The following is a 21,077-nucleotide window of genomic DNA, read 5'->3' on the forward strand; positions in this document are numbered from 1 at the left end:
CTCGTCAAAGGGCTTGGCTGCGCCGGGAAGGCGGCAGCAACTGGGCAATGGGGCCGGCGTTGACGGCAGCGTCGTGCTGGCCGAAGCAGGCGTTGTAGGTGGCAATGATTTCGCCGGCGATGGACACGGCGATCTCGATCGGCAGCTTGCCCTTGACCTCGGAAAGGCCCATTGGGCAGCGCATGCGCGCCATCACGGCGTCATCGAAGCCGCGCTCGCGCAGGCGGTGCTCGAACTTGACCCGTTTGGTCTTCGAGCCGATCAGGCCGAACCAGGTGAAATCATTGCGCTTGAGGATGGCGGCGGTCAGCTCCAGGTCGAGCTGGTGGTTGTGGGTCATGACGATGCAGTAGCAGCCGGCAGGCAGCTCGGCCACTTCGTCGACCGGTTCCTCGCTGACCACCTTGGTCACCCCGTTGGGGATGCGTTCGGGGAATTCCTGTTCACGCGAATCGATCCAGCGCACCCGGCAGGGCAGCGCGGCGAGCAAGGGTACCAGAGCACGGCCGACATGGCCCGCGCCGAATACGGCGATCTCGGCTTGCACGGCGGCCATCGGCTCGAACAGCAGCACTGTGGCGCCGCCGCAGCACTGGCCAAGGCTGGCGCCGAGGCTGAAGCGTTCCAGGTGCGGGGTCGTGCGGTGTTCTTCGAGCATCTGCCGGGCAATGTGCAGCGCCTTGTATTCCAGGTGGCCGCCGCCGATGGTGTCGTACAGGCCGGTGGCGCTGACGACCATCTTCGAGCCAGCGTTGCGCGGGGTCGAGCCGCGTTCCTCGATGATGGTCACCAGTACGCAGGCTTCGCCACGGGACTGGTGGTCGGCGAGGGCGTTGATCCATTGGTGCATGATTCAACCTCTTTAAGGATCGACGTGGTCCGTTGTAGGAGCGGCCTTGTGTCGCGAAAGGGCTGCACAGCAGCCCCAAAATGCATGTAGCACTCGAGATCCTGGGGCCGCTTTGCGACCCTTTCGCGACACAAGGCCGCTCCTACAAGGGCCCTGCGATGTCAGTGAGTCACGGTTTCCAGTTCCTGGTCGGCAGCTTGCTGTTGAGCCACCGTCTGGCGCATCTGCTCGCAGCCCCACAGCACCCGCTCCGGCGTCGCCGGCGCATCGATGTTCGGCTGCACCTTGTAGTCGGCCATGCTGGCCACGGCATCCTTGATCGCACACCAGGCGGCGATGCCGAGCATGAACGGCGGTTCGCCCACGGCCTTGGAGTGGAACACCGTGTCTTCCGGGTTCTTGCGGTTTTCCACCAGCTTCACCCGCAAATCCAGCGGCATGTCGGCCACCGCCGGGATCTTGTAGCTGGCCGGGCCGTTGGTCATCAGCTTGCCCTTGGCGTTCCACACCAGTTCTTCGGTGGTCAGCCAGCCCATGCCCTGGATGAAGCCGCCTTCCACCTGGCCGATGTCGATGGCCGGGTTCAGCGAATCACCCACGTCGTGCAGGATATCGGCGCGCAGCATCTTGTATTCGCCGGTCAGGGTGTCGACGATCACTTCGACGCAGGCGGCGCCGAAGGCGTAGTAATAGAACGGCCGGCCGCGCGCCTGGCTGCGGTCATAGAAGATCTTCGGCGTGCGATAGAAGCCCGTAGTGGACAGCGACACCTGGGCGAAGTAAGCCTGCTGCACAAGCTGTTCGAAGCTGACGATCTGGTCGCGCACGCGCACATGGCCGTTGCGGAACTCCACATCCTCCTCGGTCACCTGGTAGTGCCGCGCGGCGAACTCGGTGAGGCGCTTCTTGAGGATTTCGGCGGCATTCTGCGCCGCCTTGCCATTCAGGTCGGCGCCGCTGGAGGCCGCGGTCGGCGAGGTGTTGGGCACCTTGTCGGTGTTGGTGGCGGTGATCTGGATGCGGCTGAAATCGACCTGGAAGATCTGCGCCACCACCTGCGCCACCTTGGTGTTCAGGCCCTGGCCCATCTCGGTGCCGCCGTGGTTCAGATGAATACTGCCGTCGGTGTAGATGTGGATCAGCGCACCGGCCTGGTTGAGGAAGGTGGCGGTGAACGAGATGCCGAACTTCACCGGGGTCAGTGCCAGGCCTTTCTTGAGGATCGGACTGTTGGCATTGAAGCGGCGGATCGACTCGCGGCGCTCGGCGTAGTCGCTGCTGGCCTCAAGCTCTGCGGTCATCTCTTCGAGCATGTTGTGCTCGACGGTCTGGTAGTAGTGGGTGACGTTGCGCTCGGTCTTGCCGTAGTAGTTGGCCTTGCGCACCGCCAGCGGGTCGCGGCCCAGGTGGCGGGCGATGTGGTCCATCACCTGCTCGATGGCGACCATGCCCTGCGGGCCGCCAAAGCCGCGGTAGGCGGTGTTGGAGGCGGTGTTGGTCTTGCAGCGGTGGCCATGCACGGTGGCATCGCCCAGGTAATAGGCGTTGTCGGAGTGGAACATGGCGCGGTCGACGATCGAGCCGGACAGGTCCGGCGAGTAACCGCAGTTGCCGGCCAGGTCGAAGTTGATGCCGTGCAGGCGGCCGTTGTCATCGAAGCCCACGTCGTATTCGACGTAGAACGGGTGGCGCTTGCCGGTCATCATCATGTCTTCGACACGTGGCAGGCGCATCTTGGTCGGCTGGCCGGTCAGGCGTGCGATCACCGCGCACAGGCAGGCGGGGCTGGCGGCCTGGGTTTCCTTGCCGCCGAAGCCACCGCCCATGCGGCGCATGTCGAGCACCACCTTGTTCATCGGCACGTCGAGGACTTCGGCGACCAGCTTCTGCACTTCGGTGGGGTTTTGCGTGGAGCAGAAGACAATCATGCCGCCGTCTTCGGTCGGCATCACCGACGAAATCTGCGTTTCCAGGTAGAAGTGCTCCTGGCCGCCGATGTGCAAGGTACCCTGCAGACGGTGCGGGGCGCCGGCCAGGGCCGTGGCCGAATCGCCGCGCTGGTGGGTGTGGCTGTCGAGCACGAAATGCTTCTTGCGAAACGCCTCGACCACGTCCAACACCGGTTCCAGGTCCTCGTACTCGACGATCGCGGCCATGGCCGCGCGGCGGGCAGTGTCGAGGTCGCGGGCAGCGACGGCGAGCACCGGCTGGCCGAAGAACTCGACCTTGTCGATGGCCAGCAGCGGGTCGCCGGCGACCACCGGGCCGATGTCCTTGAGGCCAGGGATGTCTTCGTGGGTGATGGCGATGCGCACTCCTTCGAAGGCATAGCAGGGTGTGGTGTCGATGCGCAGGATGCGGGCATGGGCACGGTCGGCGGTGCGCGCATAGACGTGCAGCTGATTGGGGAATTCCAGGCGGTCGTCGATGTACACCGCTTCGCCGGCCACGTGCTTGTCGGCGCTGTCGTGCTTGACGCTGCGGCCGACCCCGGTGGTCAGGTCCTGGCTGAACAGTTCGGCCATCTCGGCCTGGCTCTTGACGGCGTGATGGTTAGACATAGTCGGTCACCCGGGTTTCGATGTACGGCGTTTGCAGTTCGATGAAGTACTTGCGCAGCAGGTTCTGCGCGGTCAGCAGGCGGTATTCCTTGCTGGCGCGGAAGTCGCTGAGTGGGGTGAAGTCTTCGGCCAGGGCCTGGCAGGCGCGTTCGATGCTGGCCTGGTTCCAGGGCTTGCCGCGCAGGGCCGCCTCGCAGGCGCGGGCGCGCTTGGGAATCGCGGCCATGCCACCGAAGGCAATCCGTACACCGCTGACCACGCCGTCTTCGATGCTCAGGTTGAAGGCGCCGCACACCGCCGAGATATCGTCGTCCAGGCGCTTGGACACTTTATAGGCGCGGAAGGCCCAGTCGCTGCTGGCACGTGGCACGATGATCTTCTCGATGAACTCACTGTCCTGGCGGGCAGTGATGCGGTAGTCGATGAAGTAGTCTTCCAGCGCCATGCTGCGCTGGCGCTCGCCCTGGCGCAGGACGATCTGCGCATCCAGGGCGATCAGCAGGGGTGGCGAGTCGCCGATCGGCGAGGCGTTGCCGATGTTGCCGCCGAGGGTGCCCTGGTTGCGGATCTGCAGCGAGGCGAAACGGTGCAGCAGCTCGCCGAAGTCGGGGTACTCCTCGTTGAGCGCGCCGTAGCAGTCGGTCAGCGGGGTGGCAGCGCCGATTTCCAGGTGGCTGGCGGTCTTTTCGATACGCTTGAGCTCGGCGACGTGGCCAACGTAGATCATCACGGGCAGGGTCTTGTGGAACTGGGTGACTTCCAGCGCCAGGTCGGTGCCGCCGGCCAGCAGGCGCGCCTCGGGGTGCGAGCTGTACAGGTCGGCAAGGTCGGCCACGGTCAGTGGCACCAGGCAGCGCTTGTCGCCGCTGTTGAGTTCGCCGGTCTGGGTCGGGGCGATGGCCTTGAGGCGGCTGATGGTTTGCGCCTGCTGCGCATCGAACTGGTCGCGGCAGGGTTGGCGGCAGCTCTGCTCGGCGGCATCGAGGATCGGCCGGTAGCCGGTGCAGCGGCACAGGTTGCCGGCGAGGGCCTCCTGAGCCTTGTGCAGGTCATGGCCCTGGGTGTTCTTCTGCAGGGCGAACAGCGACATGACGAAACCTGGGGTGCAGAAGCCGCATTGCGAGCCGTGGCAGTCGGCCATGGCCTGTTGCACGCTGTGCAGCTCACCTTGGTGCTTGAGCCCTTCGACGCTGATCAGTTGCTTGCCGTGCAGGGACGAGACGAACGTCAGGCACGAGTTGAGGCTGCGGTAGCGCAGGCTCTCCTGGCCTTGTTCATCCTGGGTCAGCTCACCGACCACCACGGTGCAGGCGCCGCAGTCGCCACTGGCGCAGCCCTCCTTGGTACCGGGTTTGCCCAAGTGCTCGCGCAGGTATTGCAGCACCGTCATGTTCGGGTCCAGGGCGTGCTCACTACGCAGCTCCTGGTTGACGAGAAACTGGATCACGGGGAAGGCCTCGCAATGGTTTTATTGTTGTTGAGCGGACAATAAGCAGACCTGACGAACTGGTCAATATTTTTCTGACTCTGAGGTCAGGAAAATGCACACGCCTACGCCCGACCGAACACACTGCCGATATATCAAGCATAGATCGCGCCGCGTGGCAGGCTGCCCGACGGCCCAAATAAAGCGCCGTGCCCCTCTGCGCGAGGGCTGGGCAAGTGCGCTACAATCCGCCACTTGTGTAAGTTCAATGATTTTGAAGGAAAACCATGACGTTCAAGGCGCCGGACAGCCTCTCCGAGCAAATTGCCGACTACCTGGCCGAGCGCATCATTCGCGGCGAACTCGCGCCCGGCGAGCGCATCCAGGAGCAGAAGGTCACCCAGGCACTGAATGTCAGCCGTGGTTCGGTGCGCGAAGCGCTGTTGATCCTCGAACGTCGCCATCTGGTGGCGATCCTGCCGCGTCGCGGCGCCCATGTGACCCGGCTCGACGAGCGCAGCGTGCGCAGCCTGTGCGCCTTGATGGGTGAGTTCTACATCCTGCTGGGCAATGCCGTTGCACAAAAATGGCGCACGGACGCCGACCTGCGCCCGTTCCTGGAGATCCAGCAGCGCTTGCAGCAGGCACGCGAGCAGCAGGACATCAAGTCCTTCGTGGCCGAAAGCTTCGCGGTGATGCGCGCCGCTTATCCGTTCGCCGACAACCCGTACCTGCAGGAAACCGTGGAAAACCTGCAGCCGGCCATGAGCCGTGCCTATTACCTGGCCCTGGATCAGCGCCAGGCCAACATGCTCGACTACCTCGACCTGTTCGCCCGCCTGCTCGACGCCGTGGTCGCTCGCGACCTGCCGCGCATTCGCGAGGTGCTCACCGCCTACTGCCAGCGCAGCTGCGAACTGGTGCTGGCGGCGCTGGCCCGAGGCTGACCGATGCGCCTGAAGTGCATTCGCCTGGCCGGGTTCAAGTCGTTCGTCGACCCGACCACGGTCAACTTCCCCAGCAACATGGCGGCCGTGGTCGGCCCCAATGGCTGTGGCAAGTCCAACATCATCGATGCGGTGCGCTGGGTGATGGGCGAAAGCTCGGCGAAGAACCTGCGCGGCGAGTCGATGACCGACGTCATCTTCAACGGCTCCACCAGCCGCAAACCGGTGAGCCAGGCCAGCATCGAGCTGATCTTCGACAACAGCGAGACCACGCTGCTGGGCGAGTATGCCGCCTACGCCGAGATTTCCATCCGCCGCAAGGTCTCCCGCGACGGGCAGAACACCTATTACCTCAACGGCACCAAATGCCGGCGGCGTGATATCACCGACATCTTCCTCGGCACCGGGCTCGGCCCGCGCAGCTACTCGATCATCGAGCAGGGGATGATCTCCAAGCTGATCGAGGCCAAGCCCGAGGAACTGCGCAACTTCATCGAAGAAGCGGCAGGCATCTCCAAGTACAAGGAGCGCCGCCGCGAGACCGAGAGCCGCATCCGCCGGACCCAGGAGAACCTGGCGCGGCTGACCGACCTGCGCGAAGAGCTGGAGCGCCAGCTCGAACGCCTGCACCGCCAGGCCCAGGCTGCCGAGAAATACCGCGAATACAAGGCCCAGGAGCGTCAGCTCAAGGCGCGCCTGTCGGCCCTGCGCTGGCGCGACCTGGATGAACGGGTGCGCCAGCGCGAGGCGGTGATCGGTGACCAGGGCGTGGCCCACGAGGCCCTGGTCGCCGAGCAGCGCAACGCCGACGCCAGCATCGAGCACCTGCGCGATAGCCACCATGAGCTGTCCGAACGCTTCAATCAGGTGCAAGGCCGCTTTTACTCGGTGGCCGGCGATATTGCCCGGGTCGAGCAGAGCATCCAGCACGGCCAGCAGCGCTTGCGCCAGCTCCAGGACGACCTCAAGGAAGCCGAGCGCACGCGCCAGGAAACCGAATCGCACCTGGGCCACGATCGCACCCTGCTGGCCACCCTGGGCGAAGAGCTGGCCATGCTCGAGCCCGAACAGGAAATGACCCTGGCCGCCGCCGAGGAAGCCGCTGCGGCCCTCGAAGAGGCCGAGCTGGGCATGCACGGCTGGCAAGAACAATGGGACAGTTTCAACACCCGCTCCGCCGAGCCACGGCGCCAGGCCGAGGTGCAGCAGGCGCGCCTGCAGCAACTGGAGGCGAGCCTGGAGCGTCAGGCCGAGCGCCAGCGCAAAATGGCGGAAGAGCGCGACCAGCTCGGTGCCGATCCGCAAGATGCCGCGATGATCGAGCTGGCAGAGCAACTGGCCAGCAGTGAAATGCTGCTGGAAGAGCTGCAGCTGTCGGAAGGGCAGGTGGTCGAGCAGTTGGAGGCCGTCCGCGAGCAACTGCAGCAGGCTACCCAGGCGCAGCAACAACAACAGGGCGAGCTGCAGCGCCTCGGCGGCCGTCTGGCCTCCCTGGAAGCGCTGCAGCAGGCGGCGCTGGAACCGGGTGCTGGCGCCGCCGACTGGCTGCGCGGCCAGGGTCTTGAGCAGCGACCACGCCTCGCTGAAGGTCTGCGCGTTGAATCGGGTTGGGAGCTGGCGGTGGAAACCGTGCTGGGCGCCGACTTGCAGGCGGTGTTGGTAGATGAATTCGCGAGCCTTGATTTCAGCGCCCTGGAGCAAGGTGAGCTGCGCTTGCTGCTGGCGGCCGATGAAGCACCGCGCCAACCCGGCAGCCTGCTCGACAAGGTCCAGGGGCGCACCGACCTGGTGCCCTGGCTGGGCCAGGTGAGGCCGGTCGAAGACCTCGCCCAGGCCTTGGCACAGCGTGCCTCGCTTGGCGAAGGGCAAAGCCTGGTCAGCCGCGATGGTTATTGGGTCGGCCGGCATTTTCTGCGTGTCAGCCGGGGAGGCGAGGCCCAGGGCGGTGTGCTGGCCCGTGGCCAGGAAATCGAGCGCCTCGGCGAGGAACAGCTGCAGCAGGAAGCCGCACTGGAACAGTTGGATCAGCAGCTGCAGGACCTGCGCGAACAGCAGTTGGGCCTGGAAGAGCAGCGTGAACAGCTACGCCGCCGCACCCAGGAAGAAAACCGCCAGCATGGCGAGCTGAACGCCAGCCTCAGCGCTGGACGCGCCCGCGCCGAGCAGGTCGAATTGCGACGCCGGCGGCTGCAGGAAGAATTGAGCGAACTCCAGGAGCAGCGTGCCCTGGAGCATGAGCAACTGGGCGAGGCGCGGCTGTTGCTGCAGGAAGCCCTTGAGCTGATGGCCCAGGACACCGAGCAGCGCGAGCAGCTGATGGCGCGTCGCGATACCTTGCGCGAAGGCCTCGACCGCATCCGCCAGGAGGCTCGCCAGCACAAGGACCACGGCCACCAGTTGGCGGTGCGCCTGGGCTCGTTACGGGCCCAGCACGATTCCACCCGCCAGGCCCTGGAGCGCCTGGAGCAGCAGGCCGCGCGCCTGAGCGAGCGTCAGGAGCAACTGAGCCTGAACCTGGAAGAGGGCGAGGCGCCGCAGGAAGAGCTGCGCCTGAAGCTCGAAGAACTGCTGGAGCGGCGCATGAGCGTCGACGAGGAAATGCGCCTGGCCCGCCTGCACATGGACGAAGCCGACCGTGCCTTGCGCGATGCCGAGAAACGCCGGACCCAGGCCGAGCAGCAGGCACAGCTGCTGCGCGGTCAGCTGGAGCAGCTGCGCCTGGAATGCCAGGGCCTGGATGTGCGGCGCAAGACTTTGCAGGAACAGTTGTTGGCCGATGGCTACGACCTGCAGGGCGTGCTCGCCACTGTCGAGGCCGATGCCAGCGAGCAGGGTACCGAGCAGGAGCTGGAGCAGGTCGAGGGGCGCATCCAGCGCCTGGGCGCGATCAACCTGGCGGCCATCGAGGAGTACGAGCAGCAGTCCGAGCGCAAGCGCTACCTGGACGCCCAGGATGCCGATCTGGTCGAGGCGCTGGAGACCCTGGAAAACGTCATCCGCAAGATCGACAAGGAAACCCGCAACCGCTTCAAGGATACCTTTGATCAGATAAATGCCGGATTACAGGCACTTTTCCCAAAAGTTTTCGGTGGCGGCAGCGCTTATCTGGAACTGACGGGCGAAGATCTACTCGATACAGGGGTGACGATCATGGCGCGCCCACCGGGCAAGAAGAACAGCACCATCCATCTGCTGTCCGGTGGCGAGAAGGCACTGACCGCGCTGGCGCTGGTATTTGCCATCTTCAAGCTGAACCCCGCACCGTTCTGCATGCTCGACGAGGTCGATGCGCCGCTGGACGACGCCAACGTCGGGCGATACGCCCGGCTGGTAAAGGAAATGAGTGAAAGCGTGCAGTTCATCTACATCACCCACAACAAGATTGCCATGGAAATGGCGAACCAATTGATGGGGGTGACCATGCATGAACCCGGTTGTTCACGTCTTGTGGCAGTCGACGTGGAGGAGGCGCTAGCCATGGTTGATGCCTGATTAGCGAAGATTGCGGCGTATTCTGTAGGTAAATGCCCCCCGCCACGTGCGACAGACGGTGTAAAGTTGTCTTTGGTCGTGCTAGCTTAATGTCACTCGTTTTTTGCGTGGGTAAAACGCCTGTCAGAACATAGAGTTGGCGCCACGTGTTAAAGGGCTTTGAAGCCTTTGTTTTCAAGCATATTTTTATAGAGGCACGGGATTACATGGAAATCGGTCTGCGCGAGTGGCTGATCCTCATCGGCATCATTGTCATCGCCGGTATTCTTTTCGACGGCTGGCGCCGCATGCGCGGCGGAAAAGGCAAGTTGAAATTCCGTCTGGATCGCAGTTACTCCAACGTCCCGGACGAGGAGGGCGGCGCTGAAGTGCTCGGCCCGCCGCGGGTGCTGGATACCCATAAAGAGCCAGAGCTGGACGAAAGCGACCTGCCTTCGCTGAGCGCCCCTGCGCGCGAGCGTGAGCGTGAGCCGAAGCCGGCCAAGGCCAGCAAGCGCGGCAAGCGTGTCGCCGAAGCCCCCGTGCAGGCCCAGGGTGACCTGAACCTGGCCGCCGAGCCGCGGGAGTCGGACCTGTTCGCCGATGCCGACGACGATTTCGCCGCCGACAACAACCGTAGCAACGGTTTCACGGCGACCGGCAATGCTGCCGCCAAGGACCTGCCGCCCGTGGAAGAAGTGCTGGTGATCAGCGTGATCTCCCGTGACGAAGGCGGCTTCAAGGGCCCGGCGCTGCTGCAGAACATTCTCGAAAGCGGGCTGCGTTTCGGTGAAATGGACATCTTCCACCGCCACGAAAGCATGGCCGGCCACGGCGAGGTGCTGTTCTCCATGGCCAACGCCGTCAAGCCCGGCATTTTCGACCTGGACGACATCGACCACTTCAGCACCCGTGCGGTGAGCTTCTTCCTTGGCTTGCCGGGCCCGCGTCATCCGAAGCAGGCCTTCGACGTGATGGTGGCCGCGGCGCGCAAGCTGGCACACGAGCTCAATGGCGAGCTGAAGGATGACCAGCGCAGCGTGCTGACCGCCCAGACCATCGAGCATTACCGCCAGCGCATCGTCGAGTTCGAGCGCCGTGCGCTGACCCAGAAACGTTGATGGAGTTTAGCGAGCGGACCTTGTCTGGGTCCTGCTCGCCCCGTTACAAGCGCAAGAGCAGCCAAGGGCTGCTCTTTTGCTTTGCAAGAGAGCCTGAAATATGAACGCCGAATCCCGAATCCACGCACTGCGCGCCGAACTCGACCAGCACAACTACCGCTACTACGTGCTCGACGAGCCAAGCGTGCCCGACGCCGAATACGACCGCCTGTTCAACGAACTCAAGGCGCTGGAGGCCGAGCACCCGCACCTGGTGACCCCTGACTCGCCCACCCAGCGCGTCGGCGGTGCAGCCCTGGCGGCCTTCAGCCAGGTGCGCCACGAAGTGCCCATGCTCAGCCTGGGCAACGCCTTCGAAGAAGCTGACCTGCGTGAATTCGGGCGTCGTGTGGTGGATGGCCTCGACCAGCCCGGTGCGGTCGACTTCAGCTGTGAACCCAAGCTCGACGGCCTGGCGGTTAGCCTGCTGTATCGCGATGGCCAGCTGGTGCAAGGCGCCACCCGTGGCGACGGCACTACCGGCGAAGACATCAGCGCCAACGTGCGCACCGTGCGCAATATTCCACTGAAGCTGCAAGGCGAGGGTTGGCCTGCCGTGCTCGAAGTGCGCGGCGAGGTGTTCATGAGCAAGGCCGGTTTCGACCGCCTCAACGCCGCTCAGGCCGAGGCCGGTGGCAAGACCTTCGCCAACCCGCGCAACGCCGCTGCCGGCAGCCTGCGCCAGCTGGACTCGAAGATCACCGCCAGTCGACCGCTGGAATTCTGTTGCTACGGCGTGGGGCAGGTGTCTGCCAGCATCGGCGAGAGCCATATCGGCATTCTCGAACAACTCAAGCAGTGGGGCCTGCCGATCAGTCGCGAGCTCAAGCATGCCGCGGGGATCGAGGAGTGCCTGGCCTACTACCGCGACATCGGCGAGCGGCGCAACAGCCTGCCCTACGAGATCGACGGCGTGGTGTTCAAGGTCAACAGCCTGGCGGCCCAGCGCGAGCTGGGTTTCCGCGCCCGTGAGCCGCGCTGGGCCATCGCCCACAAGTTCCCGGCCATGGAAGAGCTCACCGAAGTGCTGGACGTGGAGTTCCAGGTTGGCCGTACCGGCGCGGTAACGCCGGTGGCGCGCCTCAAGCCGGTCAAGGTGGCCGGTGTGACCGTGTCCAACGCCACCCTGCACAACATGGACGAAATCGCCCGGCTGGGGCTGCGCATCGGTGACACGGTGATCATCCGCCGTGCTGGCGACGTCATCCCGCAGGTCATGCAGGTGGTGCTCGAACGGCGTCCCGAGGATGCCCGTCCGGTAGAGGTGCCGAGCGAGTGTCCGGTGTGCGGCTCGCAGGTCGAGCGTACTCAGTTGATCAAGCGCAGCAAGGGCAAGGAAGTCACCAGCGAAGGTGCGGTGTACCGCTGCGTAGGCCGCCTGGCCTGCGGTGCTCAGCTCAAGCAGGCGATCATTCACTATGTGTCGCGCCGCGCCATGGACATCGATGGCCTGGGCGAGAAGAGCGTCGAGCAGTTGGTGGACGAAGGCCTGATCGGCTCGCCGGCAGACCTGTACAAGCTGGAATTCGACCAGATCGTCGGGCTGGAAGGCTTCGCCGAGGTATCGAGCAAGAAGCTGCTGGATGCCATCGAAGCCAGCAAGCGCCCGACCTTGGCGCGCTTCATCTACGCGCTGGGCATCCCGGATGTGGGCGAGGAGACCGCCAAGGTGCTGGCCCGCTCGCTGGGCAGCTTGGCGCGGGTGCAGCAGGCACTGCCACAGGTACTGACCTACCTGCCGGACATCGGGCTGGAAGTGGCCCATGAAATCCACAACTTCTTCGAAGACGATCACAACCGCAAGGTGATCGAGCAGTTGCTGGCCTGTGGCATGCAGTTGCAGGACGAGGGTGAGCTGGCGGCCGAGTTCGCTGCCAGCACTACCCTGGCCGGACTGATTGCCAAGCTCGATATCGCTTCGGTCGGACCGACCGGGGCGGAAAAGCTGGTGGCCAAGCTGGGTAGCCTGGAGAAGATCATCGAGGCTGACGGTATCGATCTGCGCCAGGCGCTGGCGGCGAAGCAGGCCGAGGCGGTGCGGGAATTCTTCAAGGACGAGGCGAATCAGCAGCTGGCCCGCGACATCGAGGCTCAGTTGCAGGCGTTCGGCATGCACTGGACCAGCGAGAAGAAAGTTGCCGAAGGCTTGCCCCTGGCTGGGCAGACCTGGGTGCTGACTGGCACGCTGGAGCGCATGAGCCGCGACCTTGCCAAAGAGAAGCTGGAGAGCCTGGGTGCCAAGGTGGCCGGTTCGGTATCGGGCAAGACCCACTGCGTGGTGGCTGGCCCTGGTGCGGGTTCCAAGCTGGCCAAGGCCAGTGAGCTGGGGGTCAAGGTGCTGGATGAGGATGCGTTTGTCGTGTTTCTGGGTGAGCAGGGTATCGCCGTCTGACTGTGCTGGCCTCATCGCCGGCAAGCCGGCTCCCACAGGATTTTGCAGCGCTGCGATCCCTGTGGGAGCCGGCTTGCCGGCGATGAGGCCCTCCCGAACACCCTCACCCCCGGACAAGTCATTGAGAAATGATGACTTTTTCTCCCCCAGAGGTTGTATCTACTCCCAAGACCGGTACAATGGCGCCACTCGCTGCTCAGCGAGCCGCGTAGTGGTGGCCCCATCGGTCCCCCCGCATTGATTACCCGTTAACCTGGTCAGGCCCGGAAGGGAGCAGCCATAGCGGGAACATCGAGTGCCGGGGTGTGGCTGGTGGGGCCGCCTCCATTACGCCAGTCCTTGAGCTCTCAAGGATTTCTCGCTCAAAAACCTGTCCTGTTTTTTCCATGTCCCGCCGCCGACACCTTCATCAGTCGTTGGAATTTCGAGCAGGCCAAATGATCCTCCTCAGGGCACTGCGCCGCATGTCGCAACCCTTTGCTCATCGCCTGCAACCGCCTGATCCGCGCATCCAGTTCATCCGCCTTGGCCAGCAGCAGCTGCCGGTCGACTTGCTGGTCCACCAGCATCGCTCCCACCTCATCCAGCGAAAATCCCGCAGCCTGCCCCAAGGCGATCAGCGCCAGCCTGTCGGCCACGTCGGCTGCAAACTGCCGCCGCTGGCCGCGTCCGGCGAGTGATTTGAGCAAACCTTTCTTCTCGTAGTAACGCAGTGTCGATGCGGGTACACCAGTGCGTTTGGCGACATCGGCAATGTCCATTTCGGGCCCTTGACTTGAAGTTGACTTCAACTTCTATGCTGCGCGGCAGGGTGATGACCGTCAATCTTCGAGGGCTTGTTCAATGACGTTTACCGCGATGTTTCTAGCTGCGTTGCCGATAGGTATGGGTGCCACGGGTGTCATGGACCTGTGGGGGTTGCTGCTGAGGCGGTTGGGTGTTGCCACGCTGAACTTCGCCATGGTCGGGCGCTGGGCGGGGCATTTGCTTCAGGGGCGTATGCGGCATGAGGCGATTGCCAAGGCCGAACCGGTCCGGCACGAGCGGGTGTGGGGGTGGGTGATTCACTACGGCATCGGCGTGCTGTTCGCGATGCTGCTGGTGGTGGTTGGAGGGGAGGGTTGGTTGCAGGCGCCCACTTTGTGGCCCGCGGTTGCTATCGGTGTGGGGACGGTCGTGGCGCCGTTGTGCTTCATGCAGCCGGCGATGGGGGCAGGGTTCTTTGCGTCGAGAACGCCGACGCCTGCGCGTAACTGTCTGAAGAGCGTGGTTACGCACGTAGTGTTCGGGGTGGGGCTGTTCTTGAGCGCGACGCTGATCGCCTTTATATAAGCACCGGGAAAGCGCCGAGGTCTTATTTGAAGCGTTCCTACACCGGTTTCTCGCGTTTAAACATTGATGTTTACGACAATCGGTTTTTCTAGGAGCAGCCTCACGCGTCGATAGGACGGGTCCTGCATCTTTGCGCAGCAAGCTTCATTACAGTGATGCGAGCCTCAACAAAGGAGCGCAGGCATGAAAATGAGCAAGCGGGATCTGGTCGCCGGTGTACTGGTGACGGTGCTGTGGGGCTGTAACTTCTCAGTCATTGAACTGGGGCTAAAGAGCCTGGACCCTTATCTATTAACACTCTTGCGCTTCACGTTCTGCGCAATACCTCTGGTGTTCTTTGTTCGCCGCCCAGCCGGTATTTCGTTTGGAGTGCTGGCGCTTCACGGCGTGATGTTCGGCGCTGGTTTGTGGTGGTTGGTCAACTTTGCGATGTATCAGGGTTTGTCTCCGGGTATGTCCTCGGTATTCCTGCAATTCAGCGCGTTTTTCACCATCGTGCTAAGCGGTGCCGTACTAGGTGAGCGAATCATTTTGGCTCACATTTGCGGCATGGCCTTCGCGGTATGTGGCTTGATGATGATTCTGTTGCTGAGTGCAGAGTCATCGACAGTGACGGGTGTGCTTCTGGTGCTGGTCGCAGCCTTGGCCTGGTCGTTGTGCAATCTGCTGGTGAAACTGAAGCGTCCAGGCGAAATGGTGGCGTTCATCATATGGTCGAGCCTATTCTCGGTACCGGCCATCTTCGTTCTGACCGTAGCAGTCAATGGCTGGGCCCCATTCTGGGGTCTTGCCGGCGGGGTGGCATGGGAAGCGGTGTTCTCGGTTCTTTTCCAAAGCTACATCACGACCATTTTGGGCTACAGGGTGTGGAACAACCTGATGAAGAAGTATCCGGCTACCCACGTCGCGCCTTTATCGCTGCTCGTCCCGGTATCAGGGGTGATTGCTTCGTATCTGTTCTTTGGCGAGCAAATGAATGTAGCCAAGGCAATGGCCATTGGCTTCGTTCTGCTGGGTATCCTGATTTTCGTCAATGCCCAGGGGCTGCAAGGCATTCTGCGTGCGGGGCGTGCGTCGAAATAGCGAATTTACTACGTGGACGTTGAGAACGGTAATTGAGGGTGTGTTGCCGGATGAGTTGTGCGATGGTCTGGCGCGCAGGGTACAACAGGTGATCGACGAGGAAGGCGTGGATCTTGTCGAGCACACGGGGCTCGGGACGGATGCAGTGTCGGATCTTGGTGGCGAATACAAGCACCACATCTTCAAAGGAGAGGATGTCCGAAAGCATCTGCCGGAGCTCACGGCGGTATATCACGCTCTGGTGCCGCTGATCAGCGTCATTACCCATACCGATACTGTGGTTTCGCCTTATCCGGCTTCAGACGTAAACATCAAGGCTTACCCACCGGGTGGGGGAACCTTGGGGCTGCATTACGATACCAACGGCATCACGGTGTTACTTTTCCTGACCACGAACCAAGAGGCGCCGTTGCGCTATCAGGTCGAGCGGTCTCACCCCAGTAGAAAGGAAGCCTGGGTTGAGCATGGAAAGGTTCACGCGCGCAAAGGGGCGTTGTTGATCATGCAAGGGCGCAAAGTGCTGCATGACTGTGAACCGACCCTTAAAGAGCAGAAGCTGTCGGTGGTATATAACTACTATGAGCGGCATGACACCTATCGGCATCCGGACTTCGACAACTTCGTATACTACGGTGCGAGGCCAAGTCGGCTTGAGGGTTGATTGCGGGCAGGCGTATGCGAAACCTGTGGGCGCGGCCTGCACGCTCCCGCAGGGGCGTGCAGGCTTATGGGATTTGGCTAAGACAATTCTTCCCTTGTGTACGCGCCAGGCGATTTATCCCGAAGCCACGCATTAGCCCCGTCTTAGGCCAAGCCGAGGGCTTGGGCTCAAATCAGTCGCGGTATTACTTAGAGCCCTCAACTTGCGCGGACTGCAAAGCTTCGGCTGTTTTGGTCCTGCTTAAATTTAGGAAACGTCCTACAACAAAGTTTAGGCTGGCGATTTATCCTACGAACCCTGTCGACACCCGTCTGATTGTCCCTGGAAACCCCGCCCTTTAGGCTTTTGCGGTCGCTGTCGGTTCAGCGATCGGGTGTGGAAGCCTGCGAGGTGCACAGAGCAGACGTCAGTTATGGCAGCTGCGCGCGGGAGGTATTCGTACCTGCCGGGGTTACCGTGCACCTGGTCTTCCACCCCGCGTACAGCTGCCACCCCAATGCGTGGAAGCAGAAAGGGCGCAGCTCAGCCAGCACGGAGTTGTCATGAAAAAAATTGTTCCCGATCCACCGTATACCTTCGACCTTCCTCCAGGAAAAACCCTCTCTCGAGCCATCAGCGAAGGCATCGTGCCGATGGAGTTCGTGTTGATGAATGTCTCGCACTACCTGATGTTCGCCTACAGCGACAGCCGGCGGGCGCTTGAGCGTATCGAGGATGAAGAGACACGGCAGCAGCTGCAGCATGGGCTGCGGGCCCTGCAGATTGCCTGGGGGCAGGCGGATGCCGTGACTTTGGCGGTGGAGCGGCAGCGTTAGGGCGGGGGCTCGCCTTGAGGGTTGTGGCGGCCATTAGATCGAGCGCCGCCCGCGCGGCGCTCGATCTTGAACACGACCAACCCCTCAAGACGAACACCCACAAACGCCACAACCTCACGGCCGAGCCGCCGAGACCTTCTCCGAATACCCCGCCGCCCCATACCGCTGCACAATCCGTTCGATCTCCCCCGACTCCTTCATCCTCACCAGCGCCCGCAGCACCCCCTGCGTCGGTATCGCCGGGTCATCACGCACCATGCATCCCAAGGCCTGTTCCTCCAGCACCGCCAGCACCTGCAAACGCTGCTCGGCAGGCAATCGCTGATTGAACCAGCGCAGTGACAGCTCATTGCTCACCGCATGCCGATAACGCCCAATCTGCAGCTTCTGCAGCGCCAGTTCCTGGCTGCGGCTGTCCTCTCGGCGCAACTGCCCCTGCGCGAACAACGGCTCCAGCGTGCCGTAGGCATACCCCAGCACAGTGCCAATGGCCTGCTGCGGCAACTGCTCCGGGCGGGTAGGGCCACTGTCGCTCGCCCGCCCGACCAGCACATCGCGCTGGCGAAACAACGGAATGCTCCAGACGAATTTGCCCGGCCGGTCATTGAACCACTGGGTGCTCACATAGCAACGCACATCGATGTCGCCGTCCTCCATCGCCTGTTGCATGCGCAGGCGGGCCAGCACGTGGTACTCAGGAAGGGCGCCGACTTCGCGGGCCATGGTTTGCATCAGGTCGAACATCAAGCCTTCCACCGGCTGGTCGCCCTCGACCCGCACCAGCGGCATGCTCCAGCTCTCGACCACGGAAAAACGCAGCACCGGCGGGTCTGCCAGGCTGTGGGTGGACCAGAGCAGCATCAGGGCCAGCAGTCTTCGCAATGCACATCCTCCTTGAACGGCGTGCCAGTTCCTAAGCTTAGACGAACCACGCAGGGTGCAATTTCGGCCCCGCTCCGCTAGCATTAGCGATCTTCCGCTCGATCAGGCTGCGATGGTTTTTCGATGAGTTATCAGGTTCTTGCACGTAAATGGCGTCCGCGCTCGTTCCGCGAAATGGTCGGCCAGGCCCATGTGCTCAAGGCCTTGATCAATGCCTTGGACAACCAGCGCCTGCACCACGCCTATCTGTTCACCGGCACGCGCGGCGTGGGCAAGACTACCATCGCGCGGATCATCGCCAAATGCCTGAACTGCGAAACCGGCATCACCTCGACGCCCTGCGGCACCTGTTCGGTTTGCCGCGAGATCGATGAGGGCCGTTTCGTCGACCTGATCGAGATCGACGCCGCCAGCCGCACCAAGGTCGAGGACACCCGCGAACTGCTCGATAACGTGCAGTACGCGCCCAGCCGTGGGCGCTTCAAGGTCTACCTGATCGACGAAGTGCACATGCTCTCTACCCACTCGTTCAACGCCTTGCTCAAGACGCTGGAAGAGCCGCCACCCTACGTCAAGTTCATCCTCGCCACCACCGACCCGCAGAAGCTGCCGGCCACCATTCTTTCGCGCTGCCTGCAGTTCTCGCTGAAGAACATGAGCCCGGAGCGGGTGGTCGAGCACCTGAGCCATGTGCTGCAGGCAGAGAACGTGCCGTTCGAGCCGGATGCCCTGTGGCTGCTCGGCCGCGCCGCCGATGGTTCGATGCGCGATGCCATGAGCCTGACCGACCAGGCCATCGCCTTCGGCGAGGGCAAGGTGCTGGCCGCCGACGTGCGCGCCATGCTTGGCAGTCTCGATCACGGCCAGGTCTATGGCGTGCTGCAGGCGCTGCTCGAAGGCGATGCGCGGGCGCTGCTGGAAGCGGTGCGCAACCTCGCCGAACAGGGGCCGGACTGGAGTGGCGTGTTGGCGGAAATGCTCAATGTGCTGCACCGGGTGGCCATCGCTCAGGCCCTGCCGGAAGCGGTGGACAACGGCCAGGGCGACCGCGACCGGGTGCTGGCGCTGGCCTCGGCCTTGCCAGCCGAAGACGTCCAGTTCTATTACCAGATGGGCCTGATCGGCCGTCGCGACCTGCCGTTGGCACCGGATCCGCGGGGTGGCTTCGAAATGGTCCTGCTGCGCATGCTGGCCTTCCGTCCGGCCGACGCTGACGATGCGCCGAAGCCGGTACTAAAGCCGGTGGGGATCAGCCAGGCCACAGCTGATCCAGCAACCCCAGTGGCAGCGCCAGCGGTTGTGGCGCCTGTCGTTGCTGCCGTTGCCCCTGCCCCTGTGGTGGAGGCAGCGCCTGCTCCCGCGCCGGAGCCTGCGCCTGAGCCCGAGGTCGTCGAACCCGCGCCGGTAGCGGAGGAGGTGATCGACCTGCCCTGGGAGGAGCCCGCCGCCGCGCCCGTGCCTGTCAGTGTAGAGCTCGAACCTGCTGCGCCAGCGGTAGCACCTGCGCCCGCCCCGGCGCCAGCCCCCGAGTCGGCCTTCGACCAGCCGCCGTTCGACCCGTCTGCCTACGCCCCGGCCGGCATGGATCGCGATGACGAACCGCCGATGGACGAAGACTACTACGTCGGCGACAGCGACCCGGTCGGCTTCAGCTACCTCGATGAGCTGGCCGAGCACGTGCAGGAAGAGGCGCCTGTCGTCGCGCCCGAGCCTATGCCTGCCGCCATGCCGGCGACCGGGCTGGCCCTGCAATGGCTGGAATTATTCCCACAGTTGCCTGTATCCGGGATGACAGGCAACATCGCCGCAAACTGTACGTTGATGGCCGTCGACGGCGACGACTGGCTGCTGCACCTGGACCCCGGCCAGGGCGCACTGTTCAACGCCACCCAGCAACGTCGCCTGAACGAAGCGCTCAACCAGCACCTGGGGCGCACGTTGAACCTGCGAATCGAGCTGATCCGCCCCGAGCAGGAAACCCCGGCCCAGGCCGCGGCACGCAAGCGTGCCGAACGCCAGCAGGATGCCGTGAGTGCAATCCAGCAGGATCCGTTGATCCAACAGATGATCAAGCAGTTCGGTGCAACGGTGCGGCAGGATACTATTGAGCCTGTAGACGCCCTGGTCAGCCAGGAGCAGTAACGGATAACCGTGCGGCCGGCCCTTTGCCAGGCCGCATCACATGACCCAATCGAGGTATACCCCCATGATGAAAGGTGGCATGGCCGGCCTGATGAAGCAGGCCCAGCAGATGCAGGAAAAAATGGCCAAGATGCAGGAAGAGCTGGCCAACGCCGAAGTGACCGGCCAATCCGGCGGTGGCCTGGTCAGCGTGGTGATGACCGGCCGTCATGACGTCAAGCGCGTCAGCATCGACCAGAGCCTGATGTCGACCGACGAAGACGACAAGGAAGTGCTGGAAGACCTGATCGCCGCCGCGCTCAACGACGCCGTGCGCAAGGTCGAGCAGAGCAGCCAGGAGAAAATGGGTGGCATGACGGCTGGCATGCAGCTGCCGCCGGGTTTCAAAATGCCGTTCTGATTGATCTTTTGTGTCAAATGGGGAGCAATGGCCTTAGGGTCGTTGCTCCCTTGTTCATTCTGTTCCCCTGACTTGCAGGCCTGCCTACATGAGCTTCAGCCCCCTGATCCGCCAACTGATCGACGCCTTGCGCACCCTCCCGGGTGTTGGTCAGAAAACCGCCCAGCGCATGGCCTTGCAGCTGCTTGAGCGTGACCGCAGTGGTGGCCTGCGTCTGGCCCAGGCGCTGAGCCAGGCCATGGAAGGGGTTGGCCATTGCCGTCAGTGCCGTACCCTGACCGAGCAGGAGCTGTGCCCGCAGTGTGCCGACCCACGCCGTGACGACACGCAGCTGTGCGTGGTGGAAGGGCCGATGGATGTGTATGCGGTGGAGCAGACTGGCTATCGCGGCCGCTATTTCGTGCTCAAGGGGCATCTATCGCCGCTGGACGGCCTGGGGCCGGAGGCAATTGGTGTGCCGCAGCTGATGGCGCGGATCGAAGAGCAGGGCAGCTTCACCGAGGTGATCTTGGCGACCAACCCGACGGTGGAAGGGGAGGCGACGGCGCACTACATAGCGCAGTTGCTGGCCGAGAAAGGCCTGGTGGCTTCGCGGATTGCCCATGGTGTGCCGTTGGGCGGCGAGCTGGAGCTGGTCGATGGTGGGACGCTGGCGCATGCCTTTGCCGGGCGTAGGCCGATTTCGTTGTGATTTGAGCATTTGGGGGCCGCTTTGCGGCCCATTCGCGACACAAGGCCGCTCCTACAGGAATATGCGAACCCCTGTAGGAGCGGCCTTGAACTGGCCTAATGATCCCGGACACCTCTTAAGGGCGATATGATTCGCCCAATCAGGAGGTTCCATGCAAGAACGAAAGACTTATACCCGCGAGTTCAAGCAACGTGCTGCAAGCATGGTTCTTGATGACAACTGCTCGATCCCTGACGTCTGCGCATCGATGGATGTCGGCCCAAC

The 21,077-nt window shown here is 63.1% G+C and carries 16 protein-coding genes and 1 other RNA gene; 12 read left to right on the plus strand and 5 right to left on the minus strand.

Going from position 1 to position 21,077, the window contains the following annotated elements; all coding sequences use genetic code 11:
* Positions 1-4 precede the first annotated feature (4 nt).
* The 3 genes from xdhC to xdhA all read right to left on the minus strand — a co-directional run bounded on the left by xdhC (position 5) and on the right by xdhA (position 4,858).
* Entirely contained in the window at positions 5-850 is an 846-nt protein-coding gene (gene xdhC / locus ACIPZB_RS17760) for a xanthine dehydrogenase accessory protein XdhC (protein WP_400641857.1), read from the minus strand.
* 161 nt (positions 851-1,011) lie between these two features.
* The gene (gene xdhB / locus ACIPZB_RS17765; RefSeq protein ID WP_400641858.1) at positions 1,012-3,411 is read right to left on the minus strand and encodes a xanthine dehydrogenase molybdopterin binding subunit; all 2,400 of its coding nucleotides are present in this window, start codon (positions 3,409-3,411) and stop codon (positions 1,012-1,014) included.
* The gene (gene xdhA, locus ACIPZB_RS17770; RefSeq protein ID WP_008091633.1) at positions 3,404-4,858 is read right to left on the minus strand and encodes a xanthine dehydrogenase small subunit; all 1,455 of its coding nucleotides are present in this window, start codon (positions 4,856-4,858) and stop codon (positions 3,404-3,406) included. The genes xdhB and xdhA overlap by 8 nt, the downstream gene beginning before the upstream one ends.
* A 266-nt stretch (positions 4,859-5,124) precedes the next feature.
* On the opposite strand from xdhA, the gene ACIPZB_RS17775 reads away from it, so the two are divergent.
* The 5 genes from ACIPZB_RS17775 (at position 5,125) to ffs (ending at position 13,125) form a co-directional block, all read left to right on the plus strand.
* Complete coding sequence (locus tag ACIPZB_RS17775) at positions 5,125-5,784, plus strand: GntR family transcriptional regulator (protein WP_400641859.1); 660 nt, start codon at positions 5,125-5,127, stop codon at positions 5,782-5,784.
* Between the two features lie 3 nt (positions 5,785-5,787).
* Positions 5,788-9,276, plus strand: coding sequence for a chromosome segregation protein SMC (gene smc / locus ACIPZB_RS17780; protein ID WP_400641860.1), 3,489 nt, complete (start codon positions 5,788-5,790; stop codon positions 9,274-9,276).
* Between the two features lie 206 nt (positions 9,277-9,482).
* A complete protein-coding gene (gene zipA, locus ACIPZB_RS17785) occupies positions 9,483-10,376 on the plus strand; it encodes a cell division protein ZipA (RefSeq protein WP_008091630.1) in 894 nt (297 codons plus the stop codon).
* A 100-nt stretch (positions 10,377-10,476) separates the two neighbouring features.
* Positions 10,477-12,807 (plus strand): NAD-dependent DNA ligase LigA, encoded by a 2,331-nt coding sequence (ligA, locus tag ACIPZB_RS17790; protein WP_400641861.1) that lies wholly within the window; start codon positions 10,477-10,479, stop codon positions 12,805-12,807.
* 221 nt (positions 12,808-13,028) lie between these two features.
* Positions 13,029-13,125: signal recognition particle sRNA small type (gene ffs, locus ACIPZB_RS17795), an RNA gene on the plus strand.
* 44 nt (positions 13,126-13,169) lie between these two features.
* Here ffs and ACIPZB_RS17800 read toward each other — a convergent pair.
* Positions 13,170-13,568: a helix-turn-helix domain-containing protein gene (locus ACIPZB_RS17800; RefSeq protein WP_400641862.1), complete on the minus strand. Its 399-nt coding sequence runs from the start codon at positions 13,566-13,568 to the stop codon at positions 13,170-13,172.
* Positions 13,569-13,650: 82 nt separating this feature from the next.
* On the opposite strand from ACIPZB_RS17800, the gene ACIPZB_RS17805 reads away from it, so the two are divergent.
* The 4 genes from ACIPZB_RS17805 (at position 13,651) to ACIPZB_RS17820 (ending at position 16,698) form a co-directional block, all read left to right on the plus strand.
* Complete coding sequence (locus ACIPZB_RS17805; RefSeq protein WP_400641863.1) at positions 13,651-14,139, plus strand: DUF2938 domain-containing protein; 489 nt, start codon at positions 13,651-13,653, stop codon at positions 14,137-14,139.
* Positions 14,140-14,322: 183 nt separating this feature from the next.
* Positions 14,323-15,222: an EamA family transporter gene (locus ACIPZB_RS17810; RefSeq protein WP_400641864.1), complete on the plus strand. Its 900-nt coding sequence runs from the start codon at positions 14,323-14,325 to the stop codon at positions 15,220-15,222.
* 43 nt (positions 15,223-15,265) lie between these two features.
* A complete protein-coding gene (locus ACIPZB_RS17815; RefSeq protein ID WP_400641865.1) occupies positions 15,266-15,883 on the plus strand; it encodes a hypothetical protein in 618 nt (205 codons plus the stop codon).
* Positions 15,884-16,425: 542 nt separating this feature from the next.
* A complete protein-coding gene (locus ACIPZB_RS17820; RefSeq protein WP_400641866.1) occupies positions 16,426-16,698 on the plus strand; it encodes a hypothetical protein in 273 nt (90 codons plus the stop codon).
* A gap of 114 nt (positions 16,699-16,812) precedes the next feature.
* Here ACIPZB_RS17820 and ACIPZB_RS17825 read toward each other — a convergent pair whose 3' ends face one another.
* Positions 16,813-17,580 carry a substrate-binding periplasmic protein gene (locus tag ACIPZB_RS17825; RefSeq protein WP_400641867.1) on the minus strand — a complete coding sequence of 256 codons (768 nt, stop codon included), beginning with the start codon at positions 17,578-17,580 and terminating at the stop codon, positions 16,813-16,815.
* 123 nt (positions 17,581-17,703) lie between these two features.
* Here ACIPZB_RS17825 and dnaX point away from each other — a divergent pair, with 123 nt between their 5' ends.
* From dnaX to recR, 3 genes are all read left to right on the plus strand, one after another.
* Positions 17,704-19,722: a DNA polymerase III subunit gamma/tau gene (gene dnaX, locus ACIPZB_RS17830; RefSeq protein WP_400641868.1), complete on the plus strand. Its 2,019-nt coding sequence runs from the start codon at positions 17,704-17,706 to the stop codon at positions 19,720-19,722.
* Positions 19,723-19,786: 64 nt separating this feature from the next.
* On the plus strand, positions 19,787-20,122 hold the full coding sequence (locus ACIPZB_RS17835) for a YbaB/EbfC family nucleoid-associated protein (RefSeq protein ID WP_008093501.1): 336 nt from the start codon (positions 19,787-19,789) through the stop codon (positions 20,120-20,122).
* Between the two features lie 88 nt (positions 20,123-20,210).
* A complete protein-coding gene (recR, locus tag ACIPZB_RS17840) occupies positions 20,211-20,813 on the plus strand; it encodes a recombination mediator RecR (RefSeq protein ID WP_008093500.1) in 603 nt (200 codons plus the stop codon).
* The last annotated feature ends 264 nt before the right edge of the window (positions 20,814-21,077 follow it).

It is taken from the genome of Pseudomonas sp. NPDC089396 (genome assembly GCF_044749545.1).
In the GTDB taxonomy this organism is placed as follows: Bacteria; Pseudomonadota; Gammaproteobacteria; order Pseudomonadales; family Pseudomonadaceae; genus Aquipseudomonas.